The organism is Thioclava sp. PTB-PU3-1 (assembly GCF_055666785.1).
In genome coordinates, this window is sequence record NZ_JBVNVL010000001.1 from 991,709 (window position 1) to 1,006,657 (window position 14,949).

A 14,949-nucleotide genomic window follows, 5' to 3' on the forward strand; every position below is an offset into this window, starting at 1 on the left:
CGTCCCTTCAACCAAAGAGCCAGCAGATCCCAAGCCCGAGGCCAAGACCGACCAGAAGCCACGCCACGCGGTCGATCAGCGGGATATGTCCCGCCGTCGCCGTGGCCACCGCGCCCGCCGGGGCAGCGCCTTCGCTGGGCGGGGCTGTCTCTTCCGCCTCGCCGGTCACGACCCGCGAGAAGGCATTGAAGAAGTCCTCGGCATTCTTGCGCGCCACGCCCTGAATCAATCGCCCACCGACTGCGGCCAGTTTACCGCCAACCTCGACATCGGCGACATAGGACAAACGCGTGCCCTCGCCCTCAGGCGCGAGCTTGATCTCGGCGCCGCCCTTGGCGAAGCCCGCAGGCCCGCCCTGCCCGCGCCCGGTGATCCGGTAGGACACGGGCGGCACCAGATCGCTCAGCTCCACCTTGCCGCGAAAGCTGGCCGAGACGGGGCCGACCCGCGCCACGACCGTGGCGGTATATTCGGCCTCGCCCGTCTGCTCCATCGCCTCGCAGCCCGGGATCGCGCGGCGCAGCACCTCGGGGTCGTTGAGCCCGCGCCAGACCGTTTCGGGATCGGCCGGGATCAGGTGATCGCCTTCGAACCGCATCACCCGGCCTCCGCATGGATCGCGTTATAGGCACGGTAGAGCGCCTGCGTGCCCTCTTCGCCGAAGCCGTCATCCACCAGCTTGCCATAGAGGCTGCGCGCCAGCGACAGGCCCGGCAGATCAAGCCCCAGTCTTTCGGCTTCGCTCAGCGCGATGGACATGTCCTTGACGAAGTGGTGGACGAAGAATCCGGGCGCGAAATCCCCGTCCACCATCTTCGGCCCAAGCCCGTTGAGCAGGAAGCTCGACGCGGCCCCGGTTCCGATGACTTTGAGAACCTGCATCGGATCCAGACCGGCGGCGCGTGCGTAGCTGATGCTTTCCGCGACCGCGAGCATGGTCGAGGCGATGGCGATCTGGTTGGCCATCTTGGTGTGCTGCCCAGCGCCCGCCTTGCCCATCAGCGCGATATTCCCGCCCATCAGCTCCAGCACCGGCAGGACCCGCTCGAACGCCCGCGCATCGCCGCCCAGCATGATCGCGAGCTTGCCCGCCTTCGCCCCGACATCGCCGCCGGACACCGGGGCGTCGAGCGCAGAGAGGCCGCGCGCGAGAGCCGCCTGCGCGATTTTCCCGGCCAGGGCGGGGCTCGAGGTGGTCATGTCGATCAACACCGAGCCCGGGCGCGCCTTGGCGATGATCCCATCCTCACCGAGGTAGACCTGTTCGACATCGGCGGGGTAGCCGACGATGGTGATCGTGATGTCGCTGGCCTCGGCCACGGCGCCGGGGCTGTCACACCACGTCGCCCCCTTCGCGACGAGGGCGTCGCCCTTGGCGCGGGTGCGGTTGTAGATGTTGAGCGGATGCCCTGCGGCGAGGATATGCCCCGCCATGTGCTGGCCCATGATTCCGAGTCCGATGAAGCCGACGCTGAGTTTCTCTTCTGTCACGGCTGGGTCCTTTTTGTTGAGCTGGGCGCGGCCTCCCGCAGGAGCGCGCGAATGGATTGGGGGGTCAGCGGAAGACGCTCGATCGTCACGCCGCGCGGCGCGAGCGCATCGCTCACCGCGTTGGCGAGCACGCCGATCGCGCCCATCACGCCGCCTTCGGCCATGCCCTTGATCCCCGCGGGGGTGCGACGGTTCGGCGTGTTGTGATGCAGGATTTCGAATTCCGGCAGTTCGTTCGGGGACGCCACGAGGTAATCGGCGAGCGTCGCGGAGAGGTTCTGCCCCGTGCCGTCGTAGATCACCTGTTCGAGCAGCGCGCCGCTCAGCCCCATCGCGATCGCGCCCTGCTGCTGGCCGCGCACGACGATCGGGTTGAGAACGGTGCCGGAATCCTCGGCGACGAGATAGCGGTCTATGGTGATAGCGCCGGTCTGCGGGTCGACCTCGACTTCGCAGGCATGGGTCGAGTTGGAATAGGTCATCGCGGGCGGGTCGTAGCTATGCGAAAAGTCGAGCCCCGGCGCGATCCCTTCGGGAAGCGCCAGCGGATCGAGATAGGCGCGCCGCGCGACATCGGTCAGCGCAAGGCCCGTCTCCTGCCAGTCGTCGCCGATCATCCGTTCGATCTGGCCTGCGCGCATGCGCAGCCCGCCAGCATCGTTGAGATCGAGCATCGAAGCCGCAATCGCGAGCACCCGCTCGCGCGCCTTGAGCGCACAGAGATAAAGCGTCCCCCCGCCAGCGGTCGCGCCGCGTCCGCCGCGGCTGCCCATGCCGTAGGGCGCGATATCGGTGTTGCCCATATGGACCGTGACATCTTCCGAGCGCACGCCGAGCCCTTCGGCCACCGCCTGCGAAAGCGGGCTCTCGTAGCCCTGCCCGGTGCCCATCAGCCCGACGGAGGCGTTGACCGCTCCGCTCGGCTCGATCCGCACCCAGGCCGATTCATGGCCCGATCCGGGGATACCGGCGGATTTGTAGAATTCCGAGCCATAGGTCGTGCTCTCGATCACTGTGCACAGCCCGAGCCCCAGATAGCGCCCCTCAGAGCGCGCCTGCGCCTGCCGGGCGCGGAAGGCCGCGACGTCGATCGCGTCCACGGCGATCTCGAGCGTCTCCCGTGGGCTGACATCTTCGAGAAGTTCGCCCGTGGGCATCTTGTAGGGCAGATCCTCCGGGCCGAGCGCGTTGATACGGCGCACCTCGACCGGGTCGAGGCCGAGGTCGCGGGCGATGGCGTCGATCGTGCCCTCCATCACCCAGCTGGTGATCGCCATGGGCGCGCGCATCGGGCCCGCGCCGCATTTGTTGGTCAGCGCGACGCGGACCTCATAGGCGTAGTCCTGAATCCGGTAGGGACCGGTCATGATGAGGGCGATGACGCGGGCCATGTAGTTGGCCGGGTAGAAGCAATAGCCGCCGAAATCCTCGTCGATCTCGAGCTCGAGACCGAGAATCCGTCCGGTTTCGCTGACCGAGGTGCGCGTGCGGCACTCGTATTCCCGCGCATGGGCGGCGGACATCAGGTTCTCCATCCGATCCTCGCGCCACCGAACCGGGCGGCGCAGGTGGCGAGACAGAGCCGCGACCGTGAGTTCCTCGCGATAGAGCGCGATCTTCTGACCGAAGGCGCCGCCCACATCGGGGCTCATCACCGTAACCTGGCTTTCCGACAGACCCAGCCGCGCAGCAAGCTGGCTGCGCAACGGATGCGGGACCTGATTGCCGATATGCATGTTCAGATGCGCGCGCCCGTCATCCCAATCGGCGACGCAACCGCGCGTCTCCAGCGGGACATGGGTGTGGCGATGGAGCGAGAAACGGGCCTCGACAACGCGATGCGCCTCAGCCCGGCGCGCGGCAGGATCGCCGACGCACAGGCTTTGATGCGAGACCATGTTGCTGGTCAGGCTGTCGTCGACCAGAGCGGCATCGGGTGCGAAGGCCTCGGTGATCGAGGTCACCGCCGGAAGCTGGTCATATTCGACGGTGACACATTCCGCGGCATCCTCGGCGAGGTAGCGATCGGTCGCGACGACGCAGACCACCGGATCGCCGTGGAAGCGGACCTTGTCGATCGGAAGCGTCGTCAGCTCGGTCGGCTGCAGCCCCTCGATCGGCGGTGCGAGGCGCAGCCGCGTCGTCATCTGATCGAGATCGCGCCCGGTGAAAATCCCCACGACCCCCGGCATCTCAGCGGCTTCGGCGCTGTCGATCCCGAGAATGCGCGCATGGGCGTGGGGCGAACGCACGAAGCTCACATGCAGCGCGCCGGGAAAGGCGAGGTCGTCGAGATAGCGCCCGCGCCCCGAAACGAGGCGCCGATCTTCCTTGCGCGGCAGGGCGCGACCGATCTCGGTGAAATCGCCGCTCATGCCGCCTCTCCACGCATCCGGGCCGCCGCTTTCAGCACGGCGGCGACGATATTCTGATAGCCCGTGCAGCGGCACAGGTTGCCCGACAGGACATCGCGCACCTCTTCTGCGGTGGGGTCCGGGTTCTCGCGCAGGTAATGCTCGAAGGTCACCACGATGCCGGGCGTGCAGAAACCGCATTGCAGCCCATGTTCCTCGTGCAGCGCCTGCTGAAGCGCCGAGAGTGCATCGGGCCGTCCCATGGCCTCGATGGTCGTGACCTCGTGGCCCTCCATCTGGGCGGCGAAGGTCAGGCAGGCGCGCGCGGGGCGGCCGTCGATCAGCACGGTGCAGGCGCCGCAGACGCCGTGTTCGCAGCCGACATGGGTACCGGTCAGGCCGAGGTCGTCGCGCAGCACATCCGAGAGCAGCTTGCGCGCGGGCACCCGAACGTCGTGGGTTTCGCCATTCACGCTCAGCGAAAGCGTCAGGGGGTCGTGTGTCGGAGCGGTCATGCACCCTCCTCCCGGGTCAGAGCGGACTGGAACGCGCGAATGACAAGCGTTTCGGCAAGTTCCCGGCGATAGACCCCGGGCACCTGTTCGCTGTCTTCGGGCGCGATCGCCGCAGCAGTCGCGGCAGCGAGGTCGCGAATGGTGTCTTCGTCGGCCAGCCTGCCCTGCGCGCGCGCCTCGATCTCGGGCAGGCGCAGCGGGACGGTGTCGACGCCGCCGAGCCCGAGCCGCAGCGCATCGATCTTGCCCTCCGCGTCGCGCGCGAAACTGAGCGCGACGCTGACCAGCGCGAAATCGCCGTGACGGCGCGAGAAAGCCTCGAAGGCCCACCGATCGCCGACGGGGAGCGGAAAGCGCAGCGCGGTGATGAGTTCGCCATCGCGCAGATCGACCGTCATGATCGATTGCAGGAAATCGGCGGCGGCGACTTCGCGCGGGCCTGCCGGTCCCGAAATCACCAGCGTCGCGCCCAGCGTGACCGCGATCAGCGGCAACTGGGCGGCGGGGTCCGCATGGGCGAGGCTGCCGCCGATCGTGCCGCGCTGACGGATCGCGTAATGCCCGATCGAGGCGGCAGCGGCACCGAGAAGCGGCAGGCTCCGCTGCACTTCCGGCGCATTGGCCAGCCGGTGATGGCGCGTCAGCGCTCCGATCTCCAGCATGTCCTCCTTCACCCGCACGCGGTCCAACTCGATCAGATCGTTGAGATCGATCAGATGGCCCGGGCGCGCCAGCCGCATATTCAGCATCGGCCCTAGGCTTTGCCCTCCGGCGATCGGCTTGGCCGCCGGCCCATGCGTGCGCAACAGCGCCAGTGCCTCGGCAAGGCTCGCAGGCCGGTGGTAGGTGAAAGGGGCGGGTTTCATCGTGTCAGGCCGCGTTCCAGATCAGCGACTGACCGGTTTCGCGGTCGAAGACATGCAGGCGGTTGAGATCCACCGCGAGGGTGATGCTCTCGCCGAACGCATGGCGCAGATCCTTGCCGACGCGGAAGAACAGCTCCTCGCCGCCGAAATCCATACCGAGATACTGATCCGAGCCAACCGGAAGCACCGAGTTCACGGTGCCGCTGAGGGCATTGTATCCCGGCTCGGCAGTGCCTTCTGCGACATCCTCGGCCCGGATACCCAGTCGCACCGCGCGCCCCTCCTGCCCTTTCAGGCGCGCAGCGTGATCTGCCGGCAGCACGAGACGCAACCCATCGCGAACGAAGGCCATCTCGTCATCCGGCCCGGCCTCGAGCACGCCGTCGAAATAGTTGATCGGCGGGCTGCCGAGGAACGACGCCACGAAGGTGTTCGCCGGGCGCTCGTAGATGTCGTCGGGCGTGCCGATCTGCTGCACGACCCCGTCATTCATCACCACGATACGATCCGCGAGCGTCAGCGCCTCGGCCTGATCGTGGGTCACGTAGACGAAGGTGGTCTCCATCGCGCGGTGGAGTTCCTTGATCTCCGCGCGCATCGAGATCCGCAGCGCCGCGTCGAGGTTCGACAGCGGCTCATCCATCAGGAAGACCGACGGGTCACGAACCATCGCCCGCCCCAGCGCCACACGCTGACGCTGGCCGCCCGACAGCTGCGACGGACGGCGGTCGAGCAGGTGCGAAATCTCGAGCTTCTTCGCGGCGTCTTGCACGCGCTCGTCGATCTCTTCCTTCGACGCGTTGCGCATTTTCAGCCCGAAACCGATATTGTCGTAGACGGTCTTGTGCGGGTAGAGCGCGTAGCTCTGGAACACCATCGCGACGTCGCGCTTGTGCGGGGGGACGTAGTTCACGACCTGCTCGTCAAAGATCAGATCTCCGTCCGAGACCTCCTCGAGCCCTGCAATCATGTTGAGGGTCGTGGATTTGCCGCAGCCCGAGGGGCCGAGCAGGACGATGAACTCGCGATCCTCGATATCGAGGTTGAGATCGCGCACGGCATGGAAGCCGTTGGCGTATTTCTTGTTTACGTTGGTGAAGCGGATCCGGGCCAAGACTTTGTCCTTTCTAACCTTTGACAGCCCCGGCGGTCAGACCGGAAACGATGTAGCGTTCGAAGACGATGGCGACGATCACCGGCGGCACGACCGCCAGGACGCCAGCGGCGTTGAGGAAGGAGAAGCTCACCGTGAAATCGGAGGTGAACGAGGCCAGCAGGATCGGCAGGGTCTGCGACGCGGAGGTCTGCGTGAACATCAGCGCGAGCAGGAATTCGTTCCAGCTGGTAAGGAAGGTAAAGAGGACCACGGCGACGAGCGAGGGCAGCGAGAGCGGCAGGAACACCTTGATCAGCGCCTGGAGCCGCGAACAGCCATCGACCCGCGCGGCCTTGTCCAGCTCATCCGGGAGGCCCTCGAAATACTGGATCAGGATGAAGACCGTGAAGGGCACCGTGATCGCGAGATAAGTGATCACCAGCGATCCGAGCGTATCGAGCATCCCAAGCTTGCGGATCACCAGGAAGAACGGCACGACCAGCGCGATATCGGGGATCACCCGCGTGATCAGGATGAAATAGACCGACGCGTTGCGCCCCCAGAACCGGATTTTCGCGATCGCATAGGCGGCCGGCACCCCGACGAGCAGGTTCAGGATCACCACCAGGATCGAGACGATCAGGCTGTTGGCCATCGACGGCAGGAGGTTCTCCGCGGTGGAGGGGATGAAGTCACCGGCAGCCGGATCGGCGCCCGAGCGCGTCTCGTAGGTGACGGGCTCGTCGTTCCCGGCGGTGAAGATTGCCTCGAAATTGCGCAGGGTCGGTTCTTCGGGAATCCAGTGCGGCGGGATCGAGACGATCTCGGTCTCGGTCTGGAACGCCGAGGAGACGAGCCACGACACCGGGGCGAGAATGTAGGCCGCAAGGACGATCGCGGAGACCACGATCACCAGACGCTGCACGATGCGCCCGATTTTCTGGCGGCGGCGGTAGTCGATCGTGTCGACAGGCGGGGTGATAGGCATATCGCTCATGTCAGATCTTGCGCCCCAGCGTTCGGATGAAGAGGTAGGAGAGTGCGAAAGTCGCGATTGCGAGGAGGTAGGACATCGCAGCACCGCTCCCGAAGGACAGGTTGCGGAAGGTCTCGACGTAGATGTGCCACGAGAGCACATGCGACGCGCTGCCGGGCCCGCCCTCGGTCAGGATGAAGAACAGGTCGAAATGGCGGATCGCCATCATCGTCTCGTAGATCATCACCAGCATGAAACCGGGCTTCATCGCCGGCAGGGTGACATGCACGAAGCGCTGCCAGACCGTCGCGCCATCGACGCGTGCTGCCGCATAGAGATCGGACGGGATCGACTTGAGCGAGACCAGCAGAAGGATCGTCGCCAGCGGCACTTCCTTCCAGACGAAGGCATTGGCGATCAGGAACAGCGTTTTGTCCTGATCCCCCAGCCAGACCATGTATTTGTCGATGAAATCGAGCTGGTAGAGCAGACCGTTCAGCGCGCCATAGCTGGAATCGTAGATCCATTTCCACATCAGCGCGTTCGCGACATAGGGGATCGCCCACGGCACCAGAAGGATCGTCGACAGGATACGACGCCCGCGGAATTCCTGATTCAGCAGCAGCGAAACAAGCAAGGCTATGAAAGCAATCGCTGTAACCGAGACGAGCGAGAAACTCACCGTGCGCCAGACCGCGCCCCAGAAAGCCTCATCGCCGAGAAGATCGGTATAGTTCTTCAGCCCGACGAAGGGGGTCCGGTTCGGACGCGTCAGCTTGATGCTGAAGAAGCTGATATAAAGCGAATAGGCGATCGGGAAGACCGCAACCGCGCCCAGAACGGCCATGACAGGAGCAAGAAACAGCATGGCGCTGCGCTCCTCGTATCCCACCCGCCATTTCGGGCGTGTCGCCCGTGTCATTGCATTCGCCACGTCATGCTCTCCCGTTGCCCTGCCCGACAGTCGGCGGGCCTTTTAGAAAGGCCCGCCGCACCTGCTCAGTAGCTGTCCTTCAGCTCGTTCCACAGATCGGCAGATTTCTTGACCGCTCCGGCGGGATCGACATTGCCGAGGATCGCCGATTGCCAGGCCGACCCGTTGGTGTCGTTCCACTCGCCGAACCACGGGGTGACCGTGTCCTTCTTGCGAGCAAGCGCCTGCTGAGCCTGGATGATGTCGACATCGCCATAGGAGTCGTAGGCCGCGCGGATCTCGGGATCCTCGAACAGTGGCTTCACGCCGAACCCGGCGCCGATATCGAGGAACAGGAGCTTCTGGAACGTGTAGGCGCCATCCGCCTTGCCGCCGAACCATTCGATCAGCTTCGCGGCATTCTCGGCGCGCGCCTTGTCCTGTGCAGCCTGCGCCGACATGCCGTGGAAACGCATCCAACCGACCGTCGCGTGAGAGCCGTTCGGGCCTTGCGGCATCATCGCCTGCTTCACATTGCCCGCGATCTGCGACTGCTCGGGATCGTTGAGCATCCGCAGACGGTATTTCGCGACCATCGCGAAGGCGTGGTTGCCCGCCGCGAAGGATTTCAGACCAGCCAGCTCGCCGGTCTCGACACAGGCGGGCGAGACGATCTCGTGCTTGTTGACCGCATCGACGACCCAGCTCAGCGCCTCGACAGCCCCCTCTTTCGGGTCCTGCATCACGGCCATGCCGTTGTCGTCGACCAGACGGCCACCATGCGAATAGACCAGCGTCGAGATGAACTCGATCAGCCAGCTTTCCTGCGCCATCGCGAGCATCATCGGATAGTCGGCAATGCCCTTCTCTTTCATGACGAGCGACTGCTCGACCAGCTCGTCCCAAGTTTCCGGCGGGGCGTCGAAGCCGGCTTCCTTGAGCTTCGCCTCGTCATAGAAGAAGGCCATGTAGTCGGTGTAATAGGTCAGGCCGTACTGACGACCGCCATAGGTCATGGAGTCGGTGCAGAAATCCTCGGCCTCGGCGTTGTATTTCATCAGGCTGTCGAACTCGTCGACCGGGGCGATCCAGCCGGCTTCGGCCCATTCAGGCAGCCAGGAATCCGACACCCACATCGCGTCGAGCGGCGCACCGCCCACGAATTTCGCGACCATGCCCTCGCGGTATTGGGCCCAGGGCGAGTTGCCGTAATTGACCGGGATTCCGGTTTCCTTGGTGAAGGCGCTGAGGTGGCTCTGCACGGTGTCGACCGCCGCCGACCAGGTGTGCATCGTCAGCGCGGCCGTTTCGGCCTTCGCCGGACGAACCAGCCCCGGCGCCATCAGCGCCCCTGCGCCCGCCGCCGAGTAGCGGAGGAAATCCCGGCGCCCGAGACGGCGCGTCTTATCCTTGAGCATCTTTCGATTCCTTTTGCATGGCCGCCTCAGCCCGAGCCCGTTCAAAGCCCAACCTGCAGCAAGCCGTCCCTGTTGATCTTGTTTATGGGAACCGACGCTATTGGCGATTTATTTATTCGTCAACTGACGACAAACGAAAAAGTGAGGATTTCCCTTCCGCAACGGAAATCGCACAAAATTTCAGCGCCTGCGGAAGCCTCCGCAGGCGAAATCAGGGAAAATGTAGTGGATTGCAGCGATCAGCGGCCGCTGCACACCTCGACCATGTCCTCGAATCCCGCGAGGAATACGCGGACATGCATCGTTACCACCTGGTCTTCGGAGAGCGACAGGCTGCTTTGATAGATATGGCGTCGAATCGCGTAGTGAGAGATCGCACCGTGCAGCGTCCACGCCATTTCGCGGAGCAATGCGGGATCTTCCGGCAGCTCTACGCCCCGCTCATGCGCAACTTCGCGCATCACAGTCTCCAGCAACTGCATGACAATCGCCGCGATGTAGTCAGGCGCCATATTCGCCTCGGCCAGCGAGGCATAAAGGAACAATCGCAGCCACTTCCGGGTCAAGGTAGACTGAAGATAGTCGCGATAGAATGCGTCGAGGCGCACGGCCATGGGCTGCGAACGATCCTGAAGCTCAACGAACCAGACGGCCTTGAAAGCACCAAGAATCTCTCGGTTATAGACCTCTTTGAGCAGGTCTTCCTTGGTCGGGAAGAAGCGATAGAGAAGACGCTGGGAGATGCCGCATTTCTCCGCCAATTGGCGCGTCTGCCCCGCAAGCCCGTTCTCCGCAAAGAACTCGGTGGCGACGTCCAAGATCTGAGCACGACGCTCATTGAACGGCATGCGCACAGCGCCTTGCGGCGAGCCGGGCTTATTTCCGGCGCCGTTCGTTTTGGACGAACCTTCAGTCATTTTGGGCTTGGTCTGCACGTTTTCCTCTTGGCATCCTTTGTTGTTCATTCCGACGCCGGACGCAACGACTTCAGGTTCATACATTAGCCCATTCCGCGCGAAGGCAAAGTATCTTTTCGTCACTTGACGACTTATGTGTTGCGAAAACCCAAAGTTTGGTCGTAGCTTCGGCGCGTGACGGGACGTCAGTGCCCGCGATTTTCTGCCATTCACGCCGGAGTCCAACATGATCTACGAACAAAGAACCTACCGCATCACCCCCGGGAAGGCGCCCGAGTTCCTCAAGCTCTATGAAGCCGAGGGCCTGCACATCATCACCCAATACGCAAAGCTCGCCGGATGCTGGGTCAGCGACAGTGGCGTGCTCAACGCGGTCACCTTCCTCTGGGCCTATGAGGATTACGGCCACCGCAGCGCGCAACGCGCCAAACTGGGCGCGGACCCGGAATGGCAGGCTTTCGTGCCCAAGATCTTGCCCTATCTCGTGCATCAGGAAAGCATCTTCCTGCAGCCCGCGGCCTTCTCGCCGCTCGACTGATCCGGGCGCGGGCCACCATGCGCACGCTTGGCATCCTCCTCGCCGCCGGCGCCTCGCGTCGGTTCGGCGCTCGGGACAAGCTCCTTGCAGATTGGAACGGCGCCCCTTTGGTGCTGGCAGCGGCGCGCGCGCTCGAGGCGTCGGGATGTGACGCGCTCGTGGCGATCGTCTCTTCCGAGAAGGTCGCCGTTTCTCTCCCGCCGTCGTTCAAGGTGCATCACGTGGCACCGGGCCTGCCGCTCTCCGAGAGCTGGCGAGCGGCGCGCGGCGTCGCAACGAGCCGCCGGGCAGAACGTGCGCTGTTCGTGCTGGGCGACATGCCTTTCGTTTCAACCGACACGCTCCGCGCCTTGGTAAATAGCGATGGCGGCAGCCGCGCCTGCACCTTCGACGGTATCCCGATGCCGCCGGCGCTTCTGACCGCGCAGGACTTGAGACACGCACCCGATCAGGACGGAGATCACGGCGCCCGGGAGCTGTTGCGCGCCCTGCCGCCCAAGTCGCTCATCCCCCTTTCAGCCGAAGAGGCGAGTGACATCGACACGCCCGAAGACCTCCGCCATCATCGGGTTAACGTCAGGCGTGAGGATCGTGCCTGACACGTTCTCCAGGGCGCGTATTGTCGGGAAACTGATCCTGGCGCGGACGCGAGTTCGGCTTGCGTGAGCCCACTCCCCATGCGCTCGGCTCTCAAGACCGACAAGAGACGACAGCGTCCAACGCCCGTCCGTAATTTTCAGCCTTTCGTCCCGATCTCATCGAGCGCGCGGCAGAGCCGTTCCGTTACCTGCTCGGTGCTGGCTGTGCCGCCGAGGTCGCGCGGGCGACTGTCCGGATCTGCCGTCACGACCTCGATCGCGCGCATCATCTGCGCCTCGGCCTCGGTCTCTCCCAGATGCCCCAGCATCATCGCAGCACTCCAGAAGGTGCCGATGGGATTGGCGACGCCCTTGCCGGTGATATCGAAGGCCGAGCCGTGGATCGGCTCGAACATCGACGGCGCAGCGCGCTCGGGATTGAGGTTGGCCGTGGGGGCGATGCCGATCGACCCCGCGAGCGCCGCCGCGAGATCCGAGAGGATGTCGGCGTGGAGGTTCGTGGCGACGATCGTGTCGAGCGAACGCGGATCGAGCGTCATGCGCACGGTCATCGCGTCGACCAGCATCCGGTCCCATGTCACGTCGGGAAACTCGCGCGCGACCTCGGCGGCGATCTCGTCCCACAACACCAGCCCGTAGCGTTGCGCGTTGGATTTCGTCACCACCGTCAGACGCTTACGCGGGCGCGCCTGAGCCTGCGAGAAGGCCACGCGCATGATGCGCTCGACGCCGGTGCGGGTGAAGATGGCGGTCTCGGTAGCGACCTCATGCGGCTGGCCGCGATGGCTGCGCCCGCCCTGCCCCGCATATTCGCCCTCGGAGTTCTCGCGCACGATCAGCCAGTCCAGATCTTCCGGACCGACACCCGCAAGCGGGCTCGACAGGCCCGGCAGGATACGGGTGGGCCGCAGGTTCGCGTATTGATCGAGCCCCTGACAGATCGCGAGGCGTAGCCCCCAGAGCGTCAGGTGATCGGGCACGTCCGGAGCGCCGACCGCGCCGAATAGGATCGCGTTATAGGCCCGCAGCGCATCGACCCCGTCTGCGGGCATGAAAGTGCCCTCGCGCTGAAAGCGTTTCGAGCCCCAGTCGAAGCGGTCGACCTCCAGCCGGAACGCGTTGGTCTGGCGGCTCAGGTGGTCAAGCGCCGTCAATGCGGCGTCGACCACCTCCGGCCCGATCCCGTCGCCGGGGATGGCCGCGATACGATGCACACGGGTCGTCATGGCCGCATCACTTCTTCAGCCACGCCTTGAAGGCGTCACCGTAATCGGGATGCCAGCGCGACAAGGGCGGGCGGTTCTCGGTGATGTCGCCCGCCGCCCAGAGGATGCGCTTCACATCCGTTGCGCGATCCACGTCGTTATCGGGGCAAAGGATGTAGAAATCGCCGCGCTCGATCGAGTCGAAGAGGAACTCCACGACCTGCTCGGGCGTCCAGGCATCGGCGGGTTTCTCGGTGCGCCCGCCTGCGGTGAGCGGCGTAAAGACGAAGCCCGGGATGAACAGCCGCGCCTCGACCTTGCAGTCTTCACGATTGCGCAGCTCGTGCTGCAAGGCCTCGGTGAAGGCCTTCACGCCAGCTTTCGACACGTTATAGGCCGGATCGCCCGGAGGCGTGGTGATCCCCTGCTTGGAGCCGGTATTGACGATCAGGCCCGGCGCGCCCGACGCGATCATGCGCGGCGCGAAGATCTGGCTGCCGCGGATGATGCCACCCATATTCACGTCGAGGATGCGGTCCCAGTTGCCTTCCGCATCGAAGATCGAGCTGCCGGGCTGCATGCCCGCATTGTTCATCAGCAGATTGACCGGCCCGAAATGCGCCCAGACCTCATCGGCGAGCGCCGTGAGCTGAGCCCGGTCCGAGACATCGGTGGCCTGCGTCATTACGTCAGCCGCCGCCGCGCCCGCAGCGATCAGGGCGTCGTAGGCGGCTTCGAGCGCAGCCCCCGGCAGATCGGCGATGCAGACACGCATCCCCAGCCCGGCGAGGTGGCGGGCGGCGGCGAGGCCGATACCCGAGGCCCCTCCGGTGACGACTGCGACATTGCCTTTGGCGAGAGCGGGATGCATGGGATTTCTCCTTTTTTCGTTCGGTGTCCGAGATCGGCGCGCCTCAGGCGGTTGCGCCGGCGAAGACCTCGAAATCAGTGTCGATGATGGTGGGTGTCGACGGGCGCTCGGGCGAGGCCAGAACCTCCTCGATCGCCTTCTTGCCGATGAGATAACGGTTCGAGCGGACGGTCGAGAGCGGCTGGGGCAGCTCCTTGCCGATATCGAGACCGTTGAAGCCGAATATGGCGAATTGGTCAGGCAGGCTGATACCTTCGGCAAGGCAGTGGAAGACGCCGCCCACGGCCATGTCGTCGTTGGAATAGACCGCGACGTCGATCTGCGGGGCCGACGCACGCAGGCGCGCGGTCTGCTCCCGGCCCGTCCCGACCGAGCTGGGTCCGTCGTCGATCGCATGCGCTTCGATCGAGAGTCCCGCTTCGGACAGCGCCTCGCACAACCCGTCATAGCGCAGCCGCGCCCGGCGGTCGGCGTTCCAGTCATGGCCGACATAGCCGAAATGGCGGTAGCCGCGCGAGATCAGGTGGCGACCGATCGCGTGGCCCGCGCGGCGATGCGAGGTACCCACCGCGATGTCGATCGGCGTGCTGTCGATATCCATCATCTCGACGACGCGGATGTCGCTTTGCTCGAGCATCTTGCGGGTGGCGTCGGTGTGGTCGAACCCGGCGAGCAGGATCGCGGCGGGTTTCCAGCTGAGAATGCCGCGCACGACGGCCTCTTCGCGGTCGACATTGTAATCCGTGGTCGAGATCACCGGCTGCAGGTCGCTTCCGTCGAGCCCGGCATGGACGCCCTGCAGAACCTCCGGGAACACGATGTTGGAGAGCGACGGGATGACGACGCCCACGAGGAAGGAGTCGAGCGAGGCCAGCGAGCCCGCGATGCGGTTGGGGACGTAGCCCATCGCGCGGACCGTCTCCATGACCTTCTCGCGGGTGGACTCGGCGACGAGCCCCTTGTTGCGCATGATCCGCGAAACCGTCGACTCGCTGACATTGGCACGGCGCGCGACCTCGCGCACCGTGATCTTGCTTTTGCGGTCAGGCAATCGCTGTTTGGTCCCCATGACGCTTTCCTCCAATTCCTTTCGGGCAAGCCCGAGTCAATGACCCAGAAATGCACCTAGCGGCAGCGTTTTCATAGGCCATACGTGCATGGGCGCTAAAAACATCGCGGGGACCGTGGCG

Annotated in this window: 15 protein-coding genes; 2 read left to right on the forward strand and 13 right to left on the reverse strand. The window is 64.8% G+C overall.

Annotated features, from left to right (window positions below; all coding sequences use genetic code 11):
- Positions 1-7: 7 nt before the first annotated feature.
- From ACZ7GB_RS04550 to ACZ7GB_RS04595, 10 genes are all read right to left on the reverse strand, one after another.
- Positions 8-598 (reverse strand): SRPBCC family protein, encoded by a 591-nt coding sequence (locus ACZ7GB_RS04550; RefSeq protein WP_078545741.1) that lies wholly within the window; start codon positions 596-598, stop codon positions 8-10.
- Positions 598-1,491, reverse strand: coding sequence for an NAD(P)-dependent oxidoreductase (locus tag ACZ7GB_RS04555; protein WP_472157790.1), 894 nt, complete (start codon positions 1,489-1,491; stop codon positions 598-600). The genes ACZ7GB_RS04550 and ACZ7GB_RS04555 overlap by 1 nt, the downstream gene beginning before the upstream one ends.
- A complete protein-coding gene (locus ACZ7GB_RS04560) occupies positions 1,488-3,866 on the reverse strand; it encodes a xanthine dehydrogenase family protein molybdopterin-binding subunit (protein ID WP_472157791.1) in 2,379 nt (792 codons plus the stop codon). Before ACZ7GB_RS04560 ends, ACZ7GB_RS04555 begins: the two co-directional genes overlap by 4 nt.
- Positions 3,863-4,360: a (2Fe-2S)-binding protein gene (locus tag ACZ7GB_RS04565; RefSeq protein WP_078519914.1), complete on the reverse strand. Its 498-nt coding sequence runs from the start codon at positions 4,358-4,360 to the stop codon at positions 3,863-3,865. The genes ACZ7GB_RS04560 and ACZ7GB_RS04565 overlap by 4 nt, the downstream gene beginning before the upstream one ends.
- A complete protein-coding gene (locus ACZ7GB_RS04570; protein ID WP_472157792.1) occupies positions 4,357-5,226 on the reverse strand; it encodes an FAD binding domain-containing protein in 870 nt (289 codons plus the stop codon). The genes ACZ7GB_RS04565 and ACZ7GB_RS04570 overlap by 4 nt, the downstream gene beginning before the upstream one ends.
- Before the next feature lie 4 nt (positions 5,227-5,230).
- Entirely contained in the window at positions 5,231-6,340 is a 1,110-nt protein-coding gene (locus ACZ7GB_RS04575; RefSeq protein ID WP_078604119.1) for an ABC transporter ATP-binding protein, read from the reverse strand.
- A 13-nt stretch (positions 6,341-6,353) separates the two neighbouring features.
- Positions 6,354-7,319, reverse strand: a complete 966-nt coding sequence (locus tag ACZ7GB_RS04580) for a carbohydrate ABC transporter permease (protein ID WP_210402129.1) — start codon at positions 7,317-7,319, stop codon at positions 6,354-6,356.
- A 1-nt stretch (position 7,320) separates the two neighbouring features.
- Positions 7,321-8,166, reverse strand: a complete 846-nt coding sequence (locus ACZ7GB_RS04585; RefSeq protein WP_208607942.1) for a carbohydrate ABC transporter permease — start codon at positions 8,164-8,166, stop codon at positions 7,321-7,323.
- A 131-nt stretch (positions 8,167-8,297) separates the two neighbouring features.
- The gene (locus ACZ7GB_RS04590) at positions 8,298-9,629 is read right to left on the reverse strand and encodes an extracellular solute-binding protein (RefSeq protein WP_472157793.1); all 1,332 of its coding nucleotides are present in this window, start codon (positions 9,627-9,629) and stop codon (positions 8,298-8,300) included.
- A gap of 239 nt (positions 9,630-9,868) precedes the next feature.
- Positions 9,869-10,630 carry a TetR/AcrR family transcriptional regulator gene (locus ACZ7GB_RS04595; RefSeq protein WP_208607943.1) on the reverse strand — a complete coding sequence of 254 codons (762 nt, stop codon included), beginning with the start codon at positions 10,628-10,630 and terminating at the stop codon, positions 9,869-9,871.
- A gap of 142 nt (positions 10,631-10,772) precedes the next feature.
- Between ACZ7GB_RS04595 and ACZ7GB_RS04600 the strand changes: the two genes are divergently transcribed.
- Entirely contained in the window at positions 10,773-11,084 is a 312-nt protein-coding gene (locus tag ACZ7GB_RS04600) for an NIPSNAP family protein (protein ID WP_078519919.1), read from the forward strand.
- A 17-nt stretch (positions 11,085-11,101) separates the two neighbouring features.
- The gene (locus ACZ7GB_RS04605) at positions 11,102-11,683 is read left to right on the forward strand and encodes a nucleotidyltransferase family protein (RefSeq protein ID WP_472157794.1); all 582 of its coding nucleotides are present in this window, start codon (positions 11,102-11,104) and stop codon (positions 11,681-11,683) included.
- Positions 11,684-11,820: 137 nt separating this feature from the next.
- Here ACZ7GB_RS04605 and ACZ7GB_RS04610 read toward each other — a convergent pair whose 3' ends face one another.
- The 3 genes from ACZ7GB_RS04610 to ACZ7GB_RS04620 are packed head-to-tail and all read right to left on the reverse strand — an operon-like array spanning position 11,821 to position 14,828.
- Entirely contained in the window at positions 11,821-12,909 is a 1,089-nt protein-coding gene (locus tag ACZ7GB_RS04610; protein WP_472157795.1) for a tartrate dehydrogenase, read from the reverse strand.
- Positions 12,910-12,916: 7 nt separating this feature from the next.
- The gene (locus tag ACZ7GB_RS04615; protein ID WP_078599653.1) at positions 12,917-13,759 is read right to left on the reverse strand and encodes an SDR family NAD(P)-dependent oxidoreductase; all 843 of its coding nucleotides are present in this window, start codon (positions 13,757-13,759) and stop codon (positions 12,917-12,919) included.
- Between the two features lie 43 nt (positions 13,760-13,802).
- A complete protein-coding gene (locus tag ACZ7GB_RS04620; RefSeq protein ID WP_078599654.1) occupies positions 13,803-14,828 on the reverse strand; it encodes a LacI family DNA-binding transcriptional regulator in 1,026 nt (341 codons plus the stop codon).
- Positions 14,829-14,949: the final 121 nt, after the last annotated feature.

What these genes read in the sequence shown, in the direction of transcription:
- ACZ7GB_RS04565 (WP_078519914.1), bottom strand. Translation starts at nt 4,360, where the DNA reads ATGACCGCTCCGACACACGACCCCCTGACGCTTTCGCTGAGCGTGAAT.
- ACZ7GB_RS04570 (WP_472157792.1), bottom strand. Translation starts at nt 5,226, where the DNA reads ATGAAACCCGCCCCTTTCACCTACCACCGGCCTGCGAGCCTTGCCGAG.
- ACZ7GB_RS04580 (WP_210402129.1), bottom strand. Translation starts at nt 7,319, where the DNA reads ATGAGCGATATGCCTATCACCCCGCCTGTCGACACGATCGACTACCGC.
- ACZ7GB_RS04560 (WP_472157791.1), bottom strand. Translation starts at nt 3,866, where the DNA reads ATGAGCGGCGATTTCACCGAGATCGGTCGCGCCCTGCCGCGCAAGGAA.
- ACZ7GB_RS04595 (WP_208607943.1), bottom strand. Translation starts at nt 10,630, where the DNA reads ATGTATGAACCTGAAGTCGTTGCGTCCGGCGTCGGAATGAACAACAAA.
- ACZ7GB_RS04610 (WP_472157795.1), bottom strand. Translation starts at nt 12,909, where the DNA reads ATGACGACCCGTGTGCATCGTATCGCGGCCATCCCCGGCGACGGGATC.
- ACZ7GB_RS04600 (WP_078519919.1), top strand. Translation starts at nt 10,773, where the DNA reads ATGATCTACGAACAAAGAACCTACCGCATCACCCCCGGGAAGGCGCCC.
- ACZ7GB_RS04550 (WP_078545741.1), bottom strand. Translation starts at nt 598, where the DNA reads ATGCGGTTCGAAGGCGATCACCTGATCCCGGCCGATCCCGAAACGGTC.
- ACZ7GB_RS04615 (WP_078599653.1), bottom strand. Translation starts at nt 13,759, where the DNA reads ATGCATCCCGCTCTCGCCAAAGGCAATGTCGCAGTCGTCACCGGAGGG.
- ACZ7GB_RS04620 (WP_078599654.1), bottom strand. Translation starts at nt 14,828, where the DNA reads ATGGGGACCAAACAGCGATTGCCTGACCGCAAAAGCAAGATCACGGTG.
- ACZ7GB_RS04605 (WP_472157794.1), top strand. Translation starts at nt 11,102, where the DNA reads ATGCGCACGCTTGGCATCCTCCTCGCCGCCGGCGCCTCGCGTCGGTTC.
- ACZ7GB_RS04590 (WP_472157793.1), bottom strand. Translation starts at nt 9,629, where the DNA reads ATGCTCAAGGATAAGACGCGCCGTCTCGGGCGCCGGGATTTCCTCCGC.
- ACZ7GB_RS04585 (WP_208607942.1), bottom strand. Translation starts at nt 8,166, where the DNA reads ATGCTGTTTCTTGCTCCTGTCATGGCCGTTCTGGGCGCGGTTGCGGTC.